Here is an 18484-nt window from a genome sequence, read left to right as displayed (position 1 = left end):
GTTGTATTCGCGGCACCTTGGCGCGGCCGGTATTTTATGTCAACAAATATGACCTAGTGCCGCAATTACAAAAAAGGCCCAAAGCATATGCCTTGGGCCTTCGGGTCTAAACCGTGATAGCGTTTAGTTTACGGCTTTGGCGTCTACGACATCCTTTTTCGTCGAACGCGCGGTGTTCGCGATCTGGATCTGACGCGGTTTCAGGGCCTCTGGCACCTGACGTTCAAGATCGATGTGCAACATTCCGTCGGCATGGAACGCCCCGGTCACCTGAACATGGTCCGCCAGATGAAAGCGACGTTCAAAGGCGCGGGTGGCAATGCCACGGTGCAGATAGGTTTTCTGGCTGTCCTCGTCCGCTTTACGCGCGGCCACGATCAGCGATTTCTCACGGACCTCGACGCTTAGATCAGCCTCGGAAAATCCTGCTACCGCGATGGTAATCCGGTACGCATCATCCCCCATTTTCTCAATGTTATAGGGTGGATAGCTGGGCTGGGCGACGTCATTTGTCAAAACCCGGTCCATCAGATTGGCAATCTGGTCAAAGCCGACAGTCGATCGGTAAAGCGGTGCAAAATCAAAATTACGCATGGTGTTCATCCTCATTCGAGCGATTTCAAGTTTCGGGCCTTCCCTACGGGACAGACCCTGTTTTCAATCCCGAAACCCTATCTAGGCGTTCCGGTTACAATGATGTGGGGATGGTTAAATGCCGTTTCAAGAGGCCATTTTTGCAGCGCTTGAAACCTACCGATCAGCCTTTTGGCTTTACGAATTTCGCGCCGGTTTCGCGTTTGCGATCCTGCGCATTGATACGTCTGCTGGCGGGTCCCGGTTCTTGGTAAACACCTTTTCCGGCGACCAACTCAGCCTGTAAAAGGGCAAGCGGTGCGCCTAGGGCAGTACCAAGCGATACCGCCTTGCCGTCGACCATCGCCTTGGCTGACACCACCGACACGATTTGCGGTGCGCCATTTTCAAAGGTAAAGATCGGTGCACCACTAGAGCCAAAATCAACCGAACAGGTGGTGACCAGCACACCTTCCTGACGGGCAAGCACACTGCATACTTCTTGCAATGACGGAGCCTCGGATCGGTCCTTGGCATAGCTGACAACGCCCAATTTCTCGCCTCGCCGCGGGCGACGGGCCGTTTCAAACGGTGTGATCGTGGTGTTTTGTATGGCGCGATCCAGTTCTAGCAAAGCCAGATCATTGCGCACCCTTTCCGAGGAGACCTCTCCGTCATAGATATAATCGGGATGCACAACAGCACGCCGGACCATACGGTATGCCCCGGCCCGGCCATTGCGCCAGCCCGCCAGAAATTCAACCTTGCCGTGATCTATGCGTTCCTTGCTGGTGCGATCATACAGGCAATGCGCCGCCGTCAGCACCAGACGCGGCGCGATCAATGCACCCGTGCAAAAGCCGGTGCCTGCGATATCTAGCCTGCCCACCGCTTCCCATGCGCCAGCCTCAATCCCGGAATCAAGACGCCGCAAACGCGCGTCCTGCGCCAAGCCGGCCGTGGCCACGGTCAGCGCCATAATGGAAAGGGCCACCCAACGCCGCATGGATAAAGTTCCCTCGCCTGAGATTTGAGTTCGATTTTACTAAGACTAATCCGTCTATAAGGCGAAAATGGGGCGAAGCCTAACGCAACATGGGAATCGGCGGTTTTGACCCAATTTCAGCGTTCAGGCTCGGGGGCTTGGGCCCACCCGAGGCCCAATCAAGCAGCTCAACAGTATGTACCACCGGAATGCCCGCTGCTGATCCGATTTGCATCATGCAGCCAATGTTCCCCGCCGCAATCACATCAGGATTCTTGGCTTGCAAGGTCTTGATCTTGCGATCTTTCAACTGCTTGGAAATCTCGGGCTGCATCAAATTATATGTCCCCGCAGAGCCGCAACACAGGTGTGAATCCGCCGGCTCTACCACCGTAAAACCGGCACGTTTCAGCAGATCCTTGGGAAAGGTTTTAATCTGCTGGCCGTGCTGCAACGAACAGGCTGCATGATAGGCAACAACCATCCCGTGATGCGCCGGCTTGGACGGTTCACGCGCATCTATACCGGCGATATCGTCCTTGGCAGGCTGCCGCGCCTCACCACCCTCGTGCGGATCGCCAAGGTCCATCAACACCTCGGACACATCGCGTGCAATCGCGGAAACCCGTGCCGCATCCGCCGCCAACGGATCGTTCCGGAACATATGGCCGTAGTCCTTTACTGTGGTGCCGCAGCCGGAAGTGTTAATCACGATGGCATCCAACCCCTTCCCATCCATCTCGGCGCACCATGCCTTGATGTTCCTGGCCGCCGTCGCGTGGCTTTCGGTGGTTTTGCCCATGTGATGGGTCAGCGCACCACAACAGCCCGCGCCTTCGGCTACAACAACCTCGCAGCCCATCCGGGTCAACAGGCGTATCGTAGCATCATTGATGTCGGTATTCAGCGCCTTCTGCGCACAGCCAGTCATCAGCGCCACACGTTTTTTACGGGTGCCTTGGGGGGCAAAGCTTTGTGGGTCATCATTGCGGCTGACAGGCGGGATCGTCTTGGGGGCCATTTCAAGCATTGCGCGCAACCGCGCATCTGGCATGAAACGTGCAAAAGGCCGCCCGATCTTGGCACCCAGCAGCGCAACCCGAAACCGCATCGGATAAGGCAAGATACGCGCCAACACCCAACGCAATGCGCGATCGCTGAAAGGCCGCTTGTAGCGTTGTTCGATATAGTCGCGCGCGTGATCGACCAGATGCATGTAATGCACGCCCGACGGGCAGGTCGTCATGCACGCAAGACAGGACAGGCAGCGGTCGATATGCTTGACCGTCTTTGCGTCGGGGTCACGGTCGTTTTCCAACATGTCCTTGATCAGATAAATACGCCCGCGCGGACTGTCCAATTCATCGCCAAGCACTTGATACGTCGGGCATGTTGCGGTGCAAAATCCACAATGCACACAGGCGCGCAAGATTTCGTTGCTGCGTTGGATGGCAGGGCTTTTCAGTTGCTCAGGCGTAAAGGTCGTTTGCATGGATTCTCCGGCGATTTCGGGTCTTTGACCCTGAACATCTTAAGGGTTTAGGCGATCATATAGCTGGCCAATGCCAGTCCGAACCAAGGGATGGTTGTTCCTGCCGTCCCGATAACCGCCGTAAGACGACGCATCGAGCGGCCCGGATCAGCGCGCCGCAAGGCTTGGGTCCCGAATGCCAGCACCGTGATCCAACCCCACCAGATCAGGACGATGCCCGCCACCGTCACCAGCGGTTCCTCCCCCCAATCCGGCATCGTGCCATAGCGTAACCAAATGGCACCCACTGCACAGGCAAGAGCGAAAAACACCAACATCCGCGATCCCATGGGCGAAGGTGCAGACATCGTTTGCACCCGGAACATCAACGGCCCGCCCACAAAAACGATCAAAAAGATCGCGATCAATGTCATGCCGCGTGCTCCATCAATCCGGCGTTATAGATCCCTTTAGGGTCAAATTGCGCCCGCAATCCTGCGGTCAAGCGCGCAACACCTGCGGTTTCAGGTTGAAACATGCCAAGCCGCGCAACCGTCTCCGCGTCGGCACGCACCAGCGTCGCATGACCGTCAAACGCCCCGATCTGCGCACGCAGATCATGCCCCGGCGAGGCCAGCAACCAGATCAACCCACCCGCCCAGTCGTAAAACCATGCCTCGGCACCTGATCGCTTCGCAATCTCAGGCCCGTCAGAAGGCTTGCACGACACCCGCCAGACATCGCCACCTTGCCCCTGAAATATCGCCACATCTCTGACCGTCATCCACATGCTTTCCGAAGCCTTCGCGTCTAGAACGTCCATTTCCGCCCCAGTTGTCGTCAACAGCGCCCGAAGCTGACCCAACCGATACGCGACGGAAGTTTCAAAACCCTCAATCCGCAACAGTGTTTTTTTACCGGCAGGATCATGTGCAGCGCCCGTCACTTCGAATGGGCTGCCAAGCGCGTGGGCCAAAGCCGACACACCGCCCTGATCGTCCAACCCGTGCAATACCAACGTCGCCTGCGTTTCGGGTCGTGGCAGCACTTTCATCGAAATTTCGCTCAACACGCCAAGGGTACCAAATGACCCCGCCATCAACTTGACCAGATCATAGCCGGTGACATTCTTCATCACGCGCCCACCGTTTTTGACCACAGCCCCACGCCCGTCTACAAAACGCACACCCAACAAGAAGTCGCGCGCAGCTCCGACTGAAATGCGTCGCGGGCCACTAACGTTTGCTGCCATTACCCCGCCAATGGTCGGTGTGCCCGTTGTCCCCAGCAGCCCGCGATGATCCATCGGTTCGAACGCAAGCCGCTGGTTTTCCTTGGCCAAAGCAGCCTCAATATCGGCAACCGGCGTTCCGGGTTTTGCAACCAAGGTCAAAGCGCCGGGTTCATATAACGAAATCCCGTTCAGACCTGCCACCGACAAGACATCACCAACAACCGGAACGCCCCGCGTCCCGCCACCACGGACAGCCAAAGGACCGCTTGCACCCTTAACCGCATCAACCAACGCATCTTCTGAGGTGATGTCCATATCTTCTCTGGCTCCTAAATATCCAAATCCGGCCGCCTGCCAAAATCGCAGGGGCCAGCGATTGCCCTACTCCGCGGCCAGCTTCACAGCGCGACGGCTTTCAGACGCATCCAGTGGGAAAACCTTGGCGGGGTTTAGCAGCCACAAAGGGTCAAACACATCCTTCACCGCCATCTGCGCGTCAAGATCGTCGTGGGCGTATTGCACATGCATCAAATCACGCTTTTCGATCCCGACGCCGTGTTCACCGGTAAGACATCCGCCAACCTCAACACACAGCTTCAGGACCTCGGCCCCGAATTCTTCGCACAGCTCAAGATCGCCGGGCTTGTTGGCATCAAACAGAATCAGCGGGTGCATGTTGCCGTCGCCTGCGTGAAAGACATTGCCCACCTTCAACCCGTAGTGATCACTCATCTCGCCGATGCGCTTCAAGACATGCGGCAAGGAAGACACCGGGATCGTGCCGTCCAGACACATGTAATCGTTGATTTGCCCCATCGCCCCAAAGGCCGATTTACGGCCCAGCCAAATCTTGGCGCTTTCCTCGGCTGATTTGGATTGGCGCAGCTCAACAGGATTATGCTGCTGGGCGATGTTGGAAATCAGTTCAAGCTGGTGATCAATCTCTGCGTCAGACCCTTCAACCTCGACGATCAGCAAGGCTTCGCACATCGGATAGCCAGCCTTGGCAAAAGCCTCAGTCGCCTCGATGCAGGGCCGGTCCATGAATTCGATCGCCACAGGCAGAACGCCCGCCTTGATAATGTCGGATACGCAGGCCCCAGCAACCTCGTTATCATCAAAGCCGATCAAGACTGGCCGCGCACCTTCGGGTTTGTGCAGGATGCGCAAGGTTGCTTCGGTCACGACCCCCAATTGGCCCTCTGATCCGCAGATCAGGCCCAGCAAATCCAACCCGCCAGCATCCAGATGCCCGCCGCCGACGTCGATGATTTCACCGTCCATCAGCACCATTTTCACGCCCATCAGATTGTTCGTGGTCACGCCGTATTTCAGGCAATGCGCACCGCCGGAATTCATCGCGATGTTACCTGCAATCGCGCAAGCCAACTGGCTGGACGGATCAGGCGCATAGAAAAACCCGTTTTCCTCGACCGCGCCCGTTACGCTTAGGTTGGTGCGTCCGGTCTGCACGCGAATGATGCGGTTTTCATAATCAGTCTCGATCACGTCGTTCATTCGCGCCACACCAAGGATGACACAATCGGCTGTCGGCAGCGCACCACCCGCAAGCGATGTGCCAGACCCGCGCGGCACCACCGGCACACCTTCCTCATGGCAAATACGCAGCACGTCTGACACCTCTTGGGTCGAAGAGGGCAGCACCGCGACCATGGGCGGGCAGCGATATGCTGTCAGCGCGTCGCACTCATAGGCACGCGTCTCGCGTTCATCGAAAATGACTGCATCTGCGGGCAGGACCCCTTGCAGACGCTCAACAACCCGCGCCTTGCGGGCCATAATGGCAGGGTTGGGAACAGGCATTTCCATGGCGAACCTCCAATTTGGTAAAATAATATGACCAATTTATACCATTGGCAAGTCTGAACACGCTGCCTATTCAGCTTTGTATGACTTGGATGGACCGTATCTCACTCTTTGAGCCGTTGGATTATGTGGCTTTGGCTGGCATTTTTGCGGCGTGGTTCGGGCTGACGTGGGTAATAGAACACGCCAATCCTAAACGCCCGTCGGTGTCTCATCTGATGGCGCAATACCGCCGTGAATGGATGGCGCAAATGATCACCCGCCAGCCCCGCGTATTTGACGCCCAAATGATCAGCACATTGCGGCAAAGCACGGCCTTTTTCGCATCGACAAGCGTCATCGCACTGGGCGGGACGCTTGCGCTGCTGGGAAATTCCGAACGGCTGTCGACAGTGGTCGCAGATCTGGCGCTGACCGATCTGCCAACAGTGGCGTGGGAATTCAAAATGCTGCTGCCGCTTGTCTTTCTGACTGACGGGTTTCTGAAATTTGTCTGGTCGAACCGCTTGTTCGGCTATTGTTCGGTACTGATGGCGGCGGTGCCCAATGAACCCGACGACCCGCGTGCGCCTATGCTGGCGAACAAGGCGGCCGAAATCAACATCACGGCTGCGCGCAGTTTTAACCGTGGGCTACGATCACTTTATTTTGCACTGGCAAGCTTGGGATGGGTGATTGGCCCTATTTTACTGGGCTTTACGGTGGTTTTGACGGTTGTCATCGTATGGCGGCGCGAATTTACTTCGCAGTCAAGGCGGATCCTATTGGAAAATGACGCGTTGTAGTGTAATCGCTCTTATTTGAAACTTTGGTGTCCTAATGTTTAAAATGTTCCTATCGGCCCTCTTTGTCCTGATCGCGCAAGCCGCAGTAGCCGATTACGCAACGATCAACTCGGTCCGTGCAATCCAGAAAGATGGATTGTGGTCATTTACAGTTACCATCAGTCACAAGGACACAGGCTGGGAACATTTTTCAGATGCCTGGCGGATTGTCGATCAGTCCGGCAAGCAGATTGCCATTCGCGAGCTGATCCACCCGCATGTCGATGAACAGCCTTTGACACGATCATTGTCCGGCATCGACTTGCCTGACGACTTGACAGAAGTTGGCATCCAAGTGCGCGACACCGTCGGTGGCTGGAACCCCGAGCTGAAGCGCGTGCCGCTGAAATAAGCATCAGACGCGGTGGTACGGCCCACCTGCGAGAATTGAGGCAGCACGGTAAAGCTGTTCAGCCACCATCACCCGCACCAGCATATGTGGCCAGACCATCTTTCCAAATGAGAGCGCATGATCGGCATCCTGCCGCATTTCTTTGGCGATCCCGTCCGCGCCGCCGATGACAAAGGCCACATCGCCCCGTCCCTGATCGCGCCACGCCCCAAGCCGGTTGGCAAAATCAGGTGACGTTTCGACCCGACCACGTTCATCCAAAACGCAAATAACCGCGCCATCAGGGATGGCACGGCGCAAAAGAGCAGCCTCGGCAGGCATACCACCGTTCTTTTTGTCTTCGACTTCGACAATCTGGATCGGCCCCAGCCCAAGGGCACGGCCCGTCCGGTCAAACCGGGTAAGATAATCGTCGATCAGATCTTTTTCGGGTCCGGCGCGCAAACGCCCGACCGCACAGATATGAACGCGCACCGCGAAATCCCTAAGGGCTTAGTGCGGCATCACGGCTGGGGCTTCTGTGGTCATCCACATCTTTTCCAGCTGATAGAATTCGCGCACTTCGGGACGGAAGACATGGACGATCACATCGCCGGTGTCGATCAGGACCCAATCGCCCGTATCCTTGCCTTCGACCTTTGGAGTGCGGCCATAGTCATCTTTGACCATCTGGGCCAACTTCTCGGCAATCGAAGATACCTGACGCGTCGAGCGACCAGTACATACGACCATGTAATCGCCGATCGCCGTTTTCCCGCGCAGATCAATCTGCACGATATCTTCGGCTTTGTCGTCGTTGAGTTGGGTCAAAATAGAAGCCAGCAGCGCGTCGCTTGTGGCGGTGTCATCACTGGCGTTCATCAAAACGGCCTGCGACTGCGCAGTGGGAGCTGCGTTTGAAAGTGTTGACAGGACATTGTCCTCCTTTAGGCGCGCCGACCGGCCCCCGGCGCTGGGGATACCTTAGAATAGGCGCGCCTAGGTTAAATTTCAACAACAAGCAAGGGCCACAAGCGCCTACCAGCCGTCTTCTGTGATGATATCGCCGTGCTTAACCCCCAGCTCTTTCAACGTATCACGCATTGCATCCACAAAGCCTTCGGGGCCGCAAAGATAGAACTTCTGGTCAAAACTGCTGATTTCTTTGGCCAAGAGCGCTTTATCAACCCTTCCAAAGTGCAAACCATCCGCTTTTTCATCGCTCACGGCGAAAACTGTGCGCAGCCCCTGCATCGCTTCCCACTGCCCGCGCAGAATAATGTCTTTTGCGGTTTTGTTGGAAAAGATGAGGGTTGTGCCGTCCAGTGTTCCGTCCAGATCACGTTTCTTGAGAATCGGTATGAAGGGCGTGATTCCCGCCCCTGCAGCCAGAAATACCCCCGGCCCCTGTTCTTGGCCCTGATCCTCGATTGCGCCGAATGGACCGTCGATCGTGACCTCTGCACCCGGCTCAAGCAGGGCAAGTTGTTCGGTCACGCCATCATGGTCGGGATAGGATTTGATCACGAACTCAAGATCCGGATCAGACGGCATTGATACAAAGGTAAAGGGACGGCCTGCGTCTTTCCAACCGTCTTTTTGGATCGCAAGTTCGGCAGCCTGTCCCGGTTCGAATTGCATCCCATCAGGGCGGCTGAACACATAGTGGTTCGTATCATGGGTCAGGGCGGATTTTGCTTTCAGTACAGATTTATCGGGCATTTAGGGTCTCCTTTGAGAACACAACGCGAACGGCCTTTGCCCGGTTCCATTAAACCGCTTTTGCAGCCCCCGCATGGCGGCCAAACAGGTCGCGCCACCCCTGATCAAGGGCGGCCACGGCATTGGGGTCAACCTTCTCAACGTCCTCCCAATAACGCCCCGTCGGGGTGTGATATCCCAAGGCGTCTTCTTTCTCGCGCAGGGCAGCATAGCGGGCACGGTCCAGATCAAGACTAAAGCAGCGTTTGCGCAGCGCATCGGGCTTGGCACGTGGAAACAGCAACGCAGAGGGGTCAGAGGACAAATTCACGCAAGCGCAGCCCTGTTCCGCGGCCACCAATGCAAGCCGCGCAGATTTGGCACCCAGATCGCGTAGGGTAATGTCGTCGCGCAACGGGTCTGCGGTGCCTGTGCCATAGAAATGCGTCTTGCCAGATGCGGGGTAAACCATGTCACACCCCATAAAGGCCATGATCGTGGGCCGCAGTGCCGACAAAGCCCAATAGGCAGTTGTATAGGCCATGGTCCCGCCCGCATAGACAAAGCCACCAAAGCGGTTTTGCGTGGGCACAAAGGCGCTGGCATCCACCAACTTTTGGTCGCGGGAAACGGCACCGGGCATGCGGTCTGCCGGAAAATCCTCGGGATAGACCAGCGCATTCCAGTCAGGGCGCACCTGCCACGCGTTGTTCATCACCACGATGTGGTCGAACCACTCAGAAGGCCAGTCCTGACTGGCCAGTACATTCGGGCCGCTCCCCAGAATCAGGACCACTGTCTGCTTGTCTGTCATGGGAACCCCCTCCGAGATCACAAGTTGTCATGAGAGATAGAACAACGGGTCGCCTCGGCAAGTTAACTGTCCTCGCGCATGGTCCGGTGCAGCGCAAGCTGGCTGTCGGGCAGCATTTTGACCTCGCGTTGCGGGAAAGGAATCGAAATGTTGTTTTCTTTGAAGATGTCCCAAAGTGCGAGGTACACATTGCCACGGATATTGGTCAGACCGCCGGTTGGATCCCTGATCCAGAAGCGCAGGATATAATCCACACTGCTGTCGCCAAAGCCGACGATGTGGCACACTGGCGCGCGGTCCTGCAGCACGCGGTTCACGCTTCGGCAAGCGTCGATCGCCAGTTTACGCACCTGATGCGGATCGTCATCATAGGCCGTGCCAAAATAGATATCGAGCCGGACAAAATCATCGGAGTGGGACCAGTTGACCACTTGTCCAGTAATCAGGTCCTCGTTCGGGATCAGATATTCCTTGCCGTCCCGCGTCACCACCGACGCATAGCGCGCGCCCAACGTCTGAATCCAGCCGAAGGTCTCTCCCAGGCTGATGACGTCACCGGGTTTGATCGATTTATCCAGCAAAATGATCACGCCCGATACAAGGTTGGACACCACTTTTTGCAGACCAAAACCAAGACCCACGCCAATGGCACCCGACAAAACCGCAAGCCCGGTCAGATCAATCCCGACAGATTTGACCCCCACAAAGAACGCGATGCCGTACAGGGTTATCTGGACCCCCTTGACCGCCAGCACCTGCATCGAGGGGCTGATGTCCTCGTTCTTGCGAATGGTCGCGGCTGTCGTCTGGCTGACGATGCGGGCCACGGCGAACAACAGGCCGATGGCCACAATCGCGGTCAATACTGTCAGAACCGACAGCCTGAATTCACCGATCGTCAGCGCCAGCGAATCCAGAAAGATCGACACGTCATCCACAAGGTTCAGTGAATTCAGCGTCGCATAAATCCAAAGACCCCAAGTCACCAACCGCCGCATTGGCCGGTTACGCACCAATCTGGTGGCAAAGGCGATACAGACCCAAATCGCTGCCAAGGTCGAAAATATCCCGATCAGATAGGACCGCGACGGCCAGGTGATGTTTTGCATCACCAGATAGATCGCCCCCGAAATCAGAACGAACCAGATCAGACCCAGACGCCGCTTGATCTGGACGATCATGCGCAGCTGCCATTTGGCCCAACCCTCTTGGCTGCGGACCCACGCCTGCACCCAGTTGCCCGACATGCGGTGCAAACCCCAAGACAGCAGCGCCACGACGATCAGGATAATGATCTGATACTGCCGCCACCCCGGTTGCAACATGCTTTGGGCAAGGTTTGCGCCCCCGACAATCAATGCCTCCAAGCTTGCGAGAAAGTCGGAAAAGGGATCAGAATCCATGATAATATTCTCGCAGATAGTTAAAATACGCTCGGCGATGTTGGGACAATACAACCGATTGAGCAAGCAGCGATCTGCCAGAACCAATCCGCGCCCGTGATCCCAACGGCGACCACGGGATCGGCAGGGGCCAAATGCGCCCCTGTCAGAATCCTTGAACATAGGGCGCAAAGCGTCTAATTAGCACGGCATGACACATGTTTCAGACGTCTTGTTCAACATCGGTGACCGCGCGCGTTTGCGCGAACGCTTCTTTGGGGCAACCCGTACGGTGCTGGCGCAGCTATAAGCGCCCCGAACTGCTGACGTTTCTGAACACCACACCCCATACCTAACAGACGGGAGAGGACCTCATGTCCCCCAAAACGCTCTATGATAAAATCTGGGATGCGCATGTCGCGCATGAAGCCGATGACGGCACCTGCTTGCTGTATATCGACCGCCATCTGGTCCACGAAGTGACCAGCCCGCAGGCCTTTGAAGGTCTGCGCATGACGGGCCGCAAAGTGCGCGCACCTGAAAAAACCATCGCCGTGCCGGATCACAACGTGCCTACCACGCTGGACCGCGCAAATGCCAAAACCATGACCGAAGACAGCCGTATTCAGGTCGAAGCGCTGGACACCAACGCCAAGGAATTCGGTCTGCACTATTACCCCGTGTCCGACGTGCGTCAGGGCATCGTGCACATTGTCGGCCCAGAACAGGGTTGGACATTGCCCGGCATGACAGTCGTTTGCGGCGACAGCCACACCGCGACCCACGGTGCCTTTGGGTCGCTTGCCCACGGCATCGGCACGTCCGAGGTTGAACATGTTCTGGCGACGCAAACGCTGATCCAGAAGAAATCCAAGAACATGAAGGTCGAAATCACCGGTAAACTTGCCCCCGGTGTGACCGCCAAAGACATCACCATGTCCGTCATTGGCGTGACAGGCACGGCTGGCGGCACCGGCTATGTCATCGAATATTGCGGCGAAGCGATCCGCGATCTGTCCATGGAAGGGCGCATGACCGTCTGCAACATGGCGATCGAAGGCGGCGCACGCGCAGGTCTGATCGCACCAGACGAGAAGACCTTTGAATATTGCATGGGCCGGCCCCACGCACCGAAAGGTGCCCAATGGGAAGCAGCGCTTGCATGGTGGAAAACGCTGTTCTCTGACGATGATGCCCATTGGGATCATGTGATCACGATCAAAGGTGAAGACATCGCTCCGGTCGTAACATGGGGCACCTCGCCCGAGGATGTTCTGCCGATTGATGCAAAAGTGCCTGCGGCGTCCGATTACAAAGGCGGCAAGGTTGATGCGGTAACGCGGTCCATCGAATACATGGGCCTTACCGAAGGCATGGCGCTGACTGACATCGAAATCGACACCGTCTTTATCGGGTCCTGCACCAACGGCCGCATCGAAGACTTGCGCGCCGCAGCCGCAATCCTGAAGGGCAAGAAGGTCAAAGACGGCTTGCGCGCCATGATCGTACCCGGCTCGGGGCTTGTCCGCGCACAGGCCGAAGAAGAAGGCCTTGCCGATATCTTTAAGGAGGCCGGTTTCGAATGGCGTCTTGCGGGTTGTTCCATGTGTCTGGCGATGAACCCCGACCAACTGGCACCGGGCGAACGTTGCGCATCGACATCGAACCGCAACTTTGAAGGCCGTCAGGGCTTTAAGGGGCGCACGCATCTGATGTCACCCGCAATGGCCGCTGCCGCCGCGATCACCGGGCGTCTGACCGACATCCGCACGTTCGACGCATAAGCGCATAGGGGGTCACGATGGACACAGTCACAAAAACACGGGCCAAGATCGGAACCGCCTGGATCGGGCGCGAACTGTCTTGGCTTGAGGTTTTGATGCTGGAATCCTTTGTGGCCACCGGGCACGAGGTCACGTTGTTCTCGGACCAGCCAGAGGCCATGCCAAAGCTGGACGGCGTCACGGTCACACACATGCGCGAAGTTTTCGATTATTCGGAAAACGAACGCAAACACATGCCACCCGCCGCTTTTGTAGATCTGTTCCGTTTGAATATGATCGCCAGAACCGCACTGACGTGGGTGGATACTGATGTGGTGTCGACCAAGCCGCTTGAACTTTGGAATGGCTATCTGATGGTCCGCGATGGTGAGATAGATTACGACCACATCACCAACGCGTTCCTCTGCCTGCCCAAGACATCTCCGGCGTTGATCCAGATGGTCGACGAGGTCGCCAAGAAAGACCTTGATTACAGCTGGATGCGGCACCGGATGCGCAAGCAGATCCTTGAGCTTCCCCAAAAGGACCGCTTTATCGGGGCATCGAAAATCAGCCGTCAGGTTTATGGCCCCAGCTATGTGACCTCGCGGCTTGTCGCCACTGATGAATTCGCCATGGCCCGCCCCAAAGAAACGCTGGACGCGGTGCCGTGGGACCTGACAGATCTGTTCTTTGATCCCAAGGGGGGCTGCTATAACTGGTTCACTGACGATACCGTCGGTGCCCATATTGCCCTGTCGCAACTGCGCAAACGCCATATCAACAAGGGGCCACAGCCCGGATCATTCCTGCACAGCATTCAGGAAAAGGTTCAAGCCTTCCGTAAGGCGCAAGCCAAGGCATAGGCCCCTCAACTTATTCGGTGCCAGACGCACCACAGACCACAGAACGAGGATACCATGGATAAATTCGATAAACTTTCGGGCGTTGCCGCCCCCATGCCGATGGTGAACATCGACACGGATATGATCATCCCCAAGCAGTTTCTGAAAACCATCAAACGGTCCGGCCTTGGCGTGAACCTGTTCGACGAAATGCGCTTTGACCGCGATGGCAACGAAGTACCTGATTTCGTGCTGAACAAACCACAGTACCGCGCTGCCGAAATTCTTGTCGCAGGCGAAAACTTTGGCTGCGGATCGTCGCGCGAACATGCGCCTTGGGCGATCAAGGACTTTGGCATCCGCTGCGTGATCGCGCCCAGCTTTGCCGATATCTTTTACAACAACTGCTTCAAGAACGGCATTCTGCCGATTGCCCTGCCGCAAGAACAAGTCGATGTTTTGATGAAAGACGCTGAAAAAGGGTCAAACGCGCGGATCGAGGTTGATCTGGAAGCGCAGACAATCACCAGCTCGGATGGCGACGTGATCAGCTTTGACGTCGACAGCTTTAAAAAGCATTGCCTGATGAACGGCTTGGACGACATCGGCCTGACCATGGAAAAAGCGGCGTCCATCGACAGCTTCGAAACGACGGCATCACAGGCGCGCCCTTGGGTCTAGCACAGATTCTACCAGCAGTTATTTAATTTAACCGCTGGTAAGTTAAATATTGCTTCTGTTGTGGGCGGCACGCCCCTGCCCACAACATCTTGCGGTTTGCCTCTTTTTCGCCCGATGATTGATGCAAGAACGCACCACCGCTGCCCTCAAAATGCCCTAGCCCTTAAGTCATATTAACTAAGAGACTTGAGAATTAAGACGAAAGAAGGCACAAATTGGGCAACAATGAGGCAGGCCCCCGTTACACGGAGGCAACAAGTTGGAACAAGACCGCGGCATCGAACCGTGGCTGGCCAGTTTGGAAGGGTAGTTTTGTGATTGCACGTATCTCCGGCGCGCTTGCGCGCGGCATTTTGGTGGCGTTGTTGGTGGCTACTCCGGCACTGATGTTGCCTGATGTCATTACCGATTCCAGCCAGATCACGATGCTTGTTGCACTGCTCGCGTGTTTTCTGACCTTCATCGAATATAACTCCAACTTTCCCAGCATCATCGAATTCCGCGAGGCTGCCCCCTTCAACCGGCTGCGCTTTACCTCGCTTGCGGCAACGGTTTTGGTGCTGACGATGATCTTGCAAGGCAAGACCGACCCGACCGCGATGACGGGCGCGCTGACATCAATTGGCACAATCATCGGCAACGCGATGGATTTCCCTTATTCGCCGGTCCGGATGATCGTGCTAATGCTGCCCGAGAATTCAGACCAGGGTTTGATCGCTTCGGTGCGGACCTCGGCCGGGATGGCCTATCTGATCTCGCTTGTGTCGATGGCGGCCTTCCTGATCCTTGTGCGCGCAATGAACTGGCCCGCCCGCAAGGGCGCTTTTAACGTCTGGGTCAACCTGCCATTGTTTGACCCCACCGCGGGCGGCGACGTGATCTATCGTTTGCAGCGCGACGCGCGTATCAACATCGCCCTTGGGTTTTTACTGCCCTTCCTGATCCCTGCGGTGGTCAAAGCCGCTGCTGATCTGATAGACCCGATTACATTGCAGAACCCGCAAACCCAGATTTGGACAGTTGCCGCATGGGCCTTTCTTCCGGCAAGCATCATCATGCGCGGCATTGCCATGGGCAAGATCGCAGACATGATCGAAGAAAAACGTCGCAGGGCCTATGCCGCCGACACCGACGAGCAGGCGTTTCAGCCGGCCTGATCCTGTGGGCTTTGCTTTGCACAGGCGCGGCGTTGGCCGATCCTGTGCGCATTGCCACCTTCAACACCGAATTATCGCGCAAAGGCCCCGGCCTGTTGCTGCGCGATATACTCAAAGGCGGCGACGCCCAGATTGATGCGGTTATTGCCCTGATTACAGAGGCCGCCCCTGACATTCTGGTGCTGCAAGGCATTGACTATGACCTGCAAGCGGCCGCGCTGCATGCCCTTGCATATGCGATCAACCAGACCGGCCCTGATTACCCGCACCGCTTTGCCCTGCCACCCAACGCGGGCCGTCAAACCAGCCTTGATCTGGACGGGAACGGCAAAACCGGAGAGGCCCGCGATGCCCAAGGCTATGGCCGCTTCTTCGGTGCCGGTGCCATGGCGATCTTGTCGCGCCATCCAGTCCTGACCGACGGCGTTCAGAATTATACCGCAATGCTGTGGCGCGACCTGCCGGATGCTGCGTTACCGGTAACCAAGGATGGCCCGTTTCCGTCGCTTGCCGCGCAGCAGGTGCAGCGGTTGTCGTCCAATGGCCATTGGGTTGTGCCCATCGCTGTGCCCGATTTGGGCACCGCAACGCTGCTGACCTTTCATGCGACCCCGCCGGTTTTTGACGGCCCCGAGGATCGCAATGGCAAACGGAACCATGATGAGATCATGTTTTGGGACCACTACCTTGCTGGCAAGATGGCGATACCGCCAGAGAACGGATTTATCCTTTTGGGGGGTGCCAATCTGGATCCAAACCGGGGTGATGGCTTGCGATCTGCGATCAAAACGATACTCAGCCACCCGCGCCTTCAAGATCCGACGCCGGACCAGACGACCGCAGTTTTTGACAATATCGACCCGCTGCGCGTCGATTATCTGCTGCCCTCAACCGACTGGCACGTTGTGGCAACAGGCCGCGCGCAAGACCCAGCAGCCAGCCGTCACAGCCTGATCTGGGTCGATCTGGACCGCTAGCCGTTCTTGACGGCCCCACCTGCCCGCGCTACGCCGCTTGCAACATATTTTTCAGGAGTTTTCGCATGACCAATCCAAGTTTGCTTATCCTCGCCGGTGACGGCATCGGCCCCGAGGTCATGGACCAGGTTGTCCGCATCATTGATTGGTACGGTGACAAGCGTGACATGGCGTTCGACGTCGAACATGATCTGGTCGGCGGTGCCGCCTATGACAAGCACGGCACGCCCCTGCATGACGATACGATGGCCAAGGCGCTGGAAGCGGATGCGGTTCTGTTGGGTGCCGTCGGTGGCCCCAAATATGACGTGCTGGATTTCAGCGTAAAGCCCGAACGCGGTCTGCTGCGGTTGCGCAAGGAAATGGACCTGTTTTCCAACCTGCGCCCCGCACAATGCTTTGACGCATTGGCTGATTTCTCGTCGCTCAAAAAGGAACTGGTTGCCGGTCTAGACATTATGATCGTGCGCGAACTGACGTCCGGCGTCTATTTCGGCGAACCGCGTGGGATTTTCGAAGAAGGCAACGAACGTGTTGGCATCAACACCCAACGCTATACTGAATCCGAGATCGACCGCGTTGCGCGGTCGGCCTTCGAACTGGCCCGCCGCCGCGGCAACAAGGTCTGTTCGATGGAGAAAGCCAACGTGATGGAATCAGGCATCCTGTGGCGCGAAGTCGTGCAAAAAGTCCACGACGAGGATTACCCAGATGTCGAACTGACCCACATGTACGCTGACAACGGCGCAATGCAGTTGGTCCGCGCGCCCAAGCAGTTTGACGTGATCGTCACCGACAACCTGTTCGGCGATATCTTGTCTGACTGCGCCGCAATGCTGACCGGTTCGCTGGGCATGCTGCCATCCGCGTCTTTGGGTGCGCCCAATGCCAACGGTCGCCCCAAGGCGATGTACGAACCCGTACACGGCTCTGCGCCTGATATTGCGGGCCAAGGCAAGGCAAACCCGATCGCCTGTATCCTCAGCTTTGCCATGGCGCTGCGCTATTCCTTTGACCAAGGCGACGAGGCGACGCGCCTTGAAAAAGCGATTGAAAGAGTTCTGGCCGATGGCGCACGCACGGCTGATCTGATGGGCCCCGAAGGGGGCACGCCGATTTCGACCACTCAAATGGGTGACGCGATTTTGGCCGCACTCGACGCCAGCCTCTAAGCCTTGATTGCCCCCGACCCCGAAAACAGGTCGGGGGCATCGATACCCCAAAGATCAGGCAGACAGCATGAGCCAGACAAACAACATTGCTGAACCGTCTGCCGCCCTTGGTTCTACCTTGCGCGGGATGATTTTGGGGCTGGTCGCCTTTGGTGTCTATGCAACCCATGATGCCGCGATCAAACAGCTGGGGGAAACATACTCTCCGGTGCAAATCGTTTTCTTTGTCGTTCTGCTCAGCTTTCCTGTCGTGACGCTGATGCTGATCAGTGACAAGACCGCCGCGAATTTGCGGCCCAAATCACCTTTTCTGACGCTGGTGCGCACAATTGCCGTTGTTGTCGGCGGGTTCAGCGCATTTTACGCCTTTTCCGTCCTGCCCTTGGCCGAAACCTATGCGATCCTGTTCGCCGCCCCGATCCTGATCACGATCCTGTCCGTCCCGATACTGGGTGAGGTCGTGCGTGCACACCGTTGGGTCGCCGTGGTCGTAGGGATGCTGGGCGTGCTGGTCGTACTGCGCCCCGGCACTGCGGATCTGGGCATTGGCCATCTGGCCGCCTTCATCTCAGCCTTTGGCACCGCGCTGACATCGGTTGTGATGCGCAAGATCGGAGGTCAGGAACGTCGCGAGGTGCTGCTGCTGTATCCACTGTTGGCGAATTTCGTGGTGATGCTCTGCCTGTTGCCCTTCGTCTATGTCCCCATGCCGATTGAGGATTTGGGGCTGGTGCTGGCGGTATCTGT

21 protein-coding genes are annotated in these 18484 nt (G+C 56.9%); 10 read left to right on the top strand and 11 right to left on the bottom strand.

The window, feature by feature from the left end; genetic code table 11:
- Positions 1-123: 123 nt before the first annotated feature.
- The 6 genes from ABYT07_RS00955 to ABYT07_RS00930 form a co-directional block, all read right to left on the bottom strand.
- Positions 124-594, bottom strand: coding sequence for an Hsp20 family protein (locus ABYT07_RS00955; RefSeq protein WP_372988718.1), 471 nt, complete (start codon positions 592-594; stop codon positions 124-126).
- Positions 595-757: 163 nt separating this feature from the next.
- On the bottom strand, positions 758-1552 hold the full coding sequence (locus tag ABYT07_RS00950; RefSeq protein WP_372988773.1) for a serine protease: 795 nt from the start codon (positions 1550-1552) through the stop codon (positions 758-760).
- A 106-nt stretch (positions 1553-1658) separates the two neighbouring features.
- Positions 1659-3050, bottom strand: coding sequence for a glycolate oxidase subunit GlcF (gene glcF, locus ABYT07_RS00945; protein WP_372988717.1), 1392 nt, complete (start codon positions 3048-3050; stop codon positions 1659-1661).
- A 47-nt stretch (positions 3051-3097) separates the two neighbouring features.
- Positions 3098-3463, bottom strand: coding sequence for a hypothetical protein (locus ABYT07_RS00940; RefSeq protein WP_372988715.1), 366 nt, complete (start codon positions 3461-3463; stop codon positions 3098-3100).
- Positions 3460-4578 (bottom strand): FAD-binding protein, encoded by a 1119-nt coding sequence (locus ABYT07_RS00935; protein ID WP_372988714.1) that lies wholly within the window; start codon positions 4576-4578, stop codon positions 3460-3462. Before ABYT07_RS00935 ends, ABYT07_RS00940 begins: the two co-directional genes overlap by 4 nt.
- 66 nt (positions 4579-4644) lie before the next feature.
- A complete protein-coding gene (locus ABYT07_RS00930; RefSeq protein WP_372988713.1) occupies positions 4645-6093 on the bottom strand; it encodes an FAD-linked oxidase C-terminal domain-containing protein in 1449 nt (482 codons plus the stop codon).
- 80 nt (positions 6094-6173) lie between these two features.
- Here ABYT07_RS00930 and ABYT07_RS00925 point away from each other — a divergent pair, with 80 nt between their 5' ends.
- Together ABYT07_RS00925 and ABYT07_RS00920 are read left to right on the top strand one after the other, a co-directional pair.
- Positions 6174-6875 carry a DUF599 domain-containing protein gene (locus tag ABYT07_RS00925; RefSeq protein ID WP_372988712.1) on the top strand — a complete coding sequence of 234 codons (702 nt, stop codon included), beginning with the start codon at positions 6174-6176 and terminating at the stop codon, positions 6873-6875.
- A gap of 34 nt (positions 6876-6909) precedes the next feature.
- Positions 6910-7266: a hypothetical protein gene (locus ABYT07_RS00920; protein WP_372988711.1), complete on the top strand. Its 357-nt coding sequence runs from the start codon at positions 6910-6912 to the stop codon at positions 7264-7266.
- Positions 7267-7269: 3 nt separating this feature from the next.
- Here ABYT07_RS00920 and rlmH read toward each other — a convergent pair whose 3' ends face one another.
- The 5 genes from rlmH to ABYT07_RS00895 all read right to left on the bottom strand — a co-directional run bounded on the left by rlmH (position 7270) and on the right by ABYT07_RS00895 (position 11163).
- Positions 7270-7740, bottom strand: a complete 471-nt coding sequence (rlmH, locus tag ABYT07_RS00915) for a 23S rRNA (pseudouridine(1915)-N(3))-methyltransferase RlmH (RefSeq protein WP_372988710.1) — start codon at positions 7738-7740, stop codon at positions 7270-7272.
- Positions 7741-7758: 18 nt separating this feature from the next.
- Complete coding sequence (gene rsfS, locus ABYT07_RS00910; RefSeq protein WP_372988709.1) at positions 7759-8127, bottom strand: ribosome silencing factor; 369 nt, start codon at positions 8125-8127, stop codon at positions 7759-7761.
- A 156-nt stretch (positions 8128-8283) separates the two neighbouring features.
- On the bottom strand, positions 8284-8967 hold the full coding sequence (locus ABYT07_RS00905) for an FAD-binding oxidoreductase (RefSeq protein WP_372988708.1): 684 nt from the start codon (positions 8965-8967) through the stop codon (positions 8284-8286).
- Positions 8968-9016: 49 nt separating this feature from the next.
- Positions 9017-9760, bottom strand: a complete 744-nt coding sequence (locus ABYT07_RS00900; RefSeq protein ID WP_372988706.1) for a hypothetical protein — start codon at positions 9758-9760, stop codon at positions 9017-9019.
- A 62-nt stretch (positions 9761-9822) separates the two neighbouring features.
- Complete coding sequence (locus tag ABYT07_RS00895; RefSeq protein WP_372988705.1) at positions 9823-11163, bottom strand: mechanosensitive ion channel family protein; 1341 nt, start codon at positions 11161-11163, stop codon at positions 9823-9825.
- Between the two features lie 190 nt (positions 11164-11353).
- Here ABYT07_RS00895 and ABYT07_RS00890 point away from each other — a divergent pair, with 190 nt between their 5' ends.
- The 8 genes from ABYT07_RS00890 to ABYT07_RS00855 all read left to right on the top strand — a co-directional run.
- Complete coding sequence (locus ABYT07_RS00890) at positions 11354-11452, top strand: isopropylmalate isomerase (RefSeq protein WP_372988704.1); 99 nt, start codon at positions 11354-11356, stop codon at positions 11450-11452.
- Positions 11453-11516: 64 nt separating this feature from the next.
- Positions 11517-12926 carry a 3-isopropylmalate dehydratase large subunit gene (gene leuC, locus ABYT07_RS00885; RefSeq protein ID WP_372988703.1) on the top strand — a complete coding sequence of 470 codons (1410 nt, stop codon included), beginning with the start codon at positions 11517-11519 and terminating at the stop codon, positions 12924-12926.
- Between the two features lie 17 nt (positions 12927-12943).
- On the top strand, positions 12944-13771 hold the full coding sequence (locus ABYT07_RS00880) for a hypothetical protein (RefSeq protein ID WP_372988702.1): 828 nt from the start codon (positions 12944-12946) through the stop codon (positions 13769-13771).
- Between the two features lie 54 nt (positions 13772-13825).
- Entirely contained in the window at positions 13826-14431 is a 606-nt protein-coding gene (gene leuD, locus ABYT07_RS00875) for a 3-isopropylmalate dehydratase small subunit (protein WP_372988701.1), read from the top strand.
- 314 nt (positions 14432-14745) lie between these two features.
- The gene (locus ABYT07_RS00870; RefSeq protein WP_372988699.1) at positions 14746-15588 is read left to right on the top strand and encodes a hypothetical protein; all 843 of its coding nucleotides are present in this window, start codon (positions 14746-14748) and stop codon (positions 15586-15588) included.
- A 44-nt stretch (positions 15589-15632) separates the two neighbouring features.
- Positions 15633-16565: an endonuclease/exonuclease/phosphatase family protein gene (locus ABYT07_RS00865; protein WP_372988771.1), complete on the top strand. Its 933-nt coding sequence runs from the start codon at positions 15633-15635 to the stop codon at positions 16563-16565.
- A gap of 65 nt (positions 16566-16630) precedes the next feature.
- Positions 16631-17737, top strand: a complete 1107-nt coding sequence (leuB, locus tag ABYT07_RS00860) for a 3-isopropylmalate dehydrogenase (protein ID WP_372988698.1) — start codon at positions 16631-16633, stop codon at positions 17735-17737.
- A 67-nt stretch (positions 17738-17804) separates the two neighbouring features.
- Positions 17805-18484 (top strand): DMT family transporter (locus ABYT07_RS00855; RefSeq protein ID WP_372988697.1); only part of this gene is annotated, 680 nt, incomplete at its 3' end.

It is taken from the genome of Sulfitobacter sp. (assembly GCF_041552635.1).
In the GTDB taxonomy this organism is placed as follows: domain Bacteria; phylum Pseudomonadota; class Alphaproteobacteria; order Rhodobacterales; family Rhodobacteraceae; genus Sulfitobacter.
The sequence above is the reverse complement of the archived record's forward strand: the minus strand, read 5'-3'. Positions and strand labels throughout refer to the sequence as shown.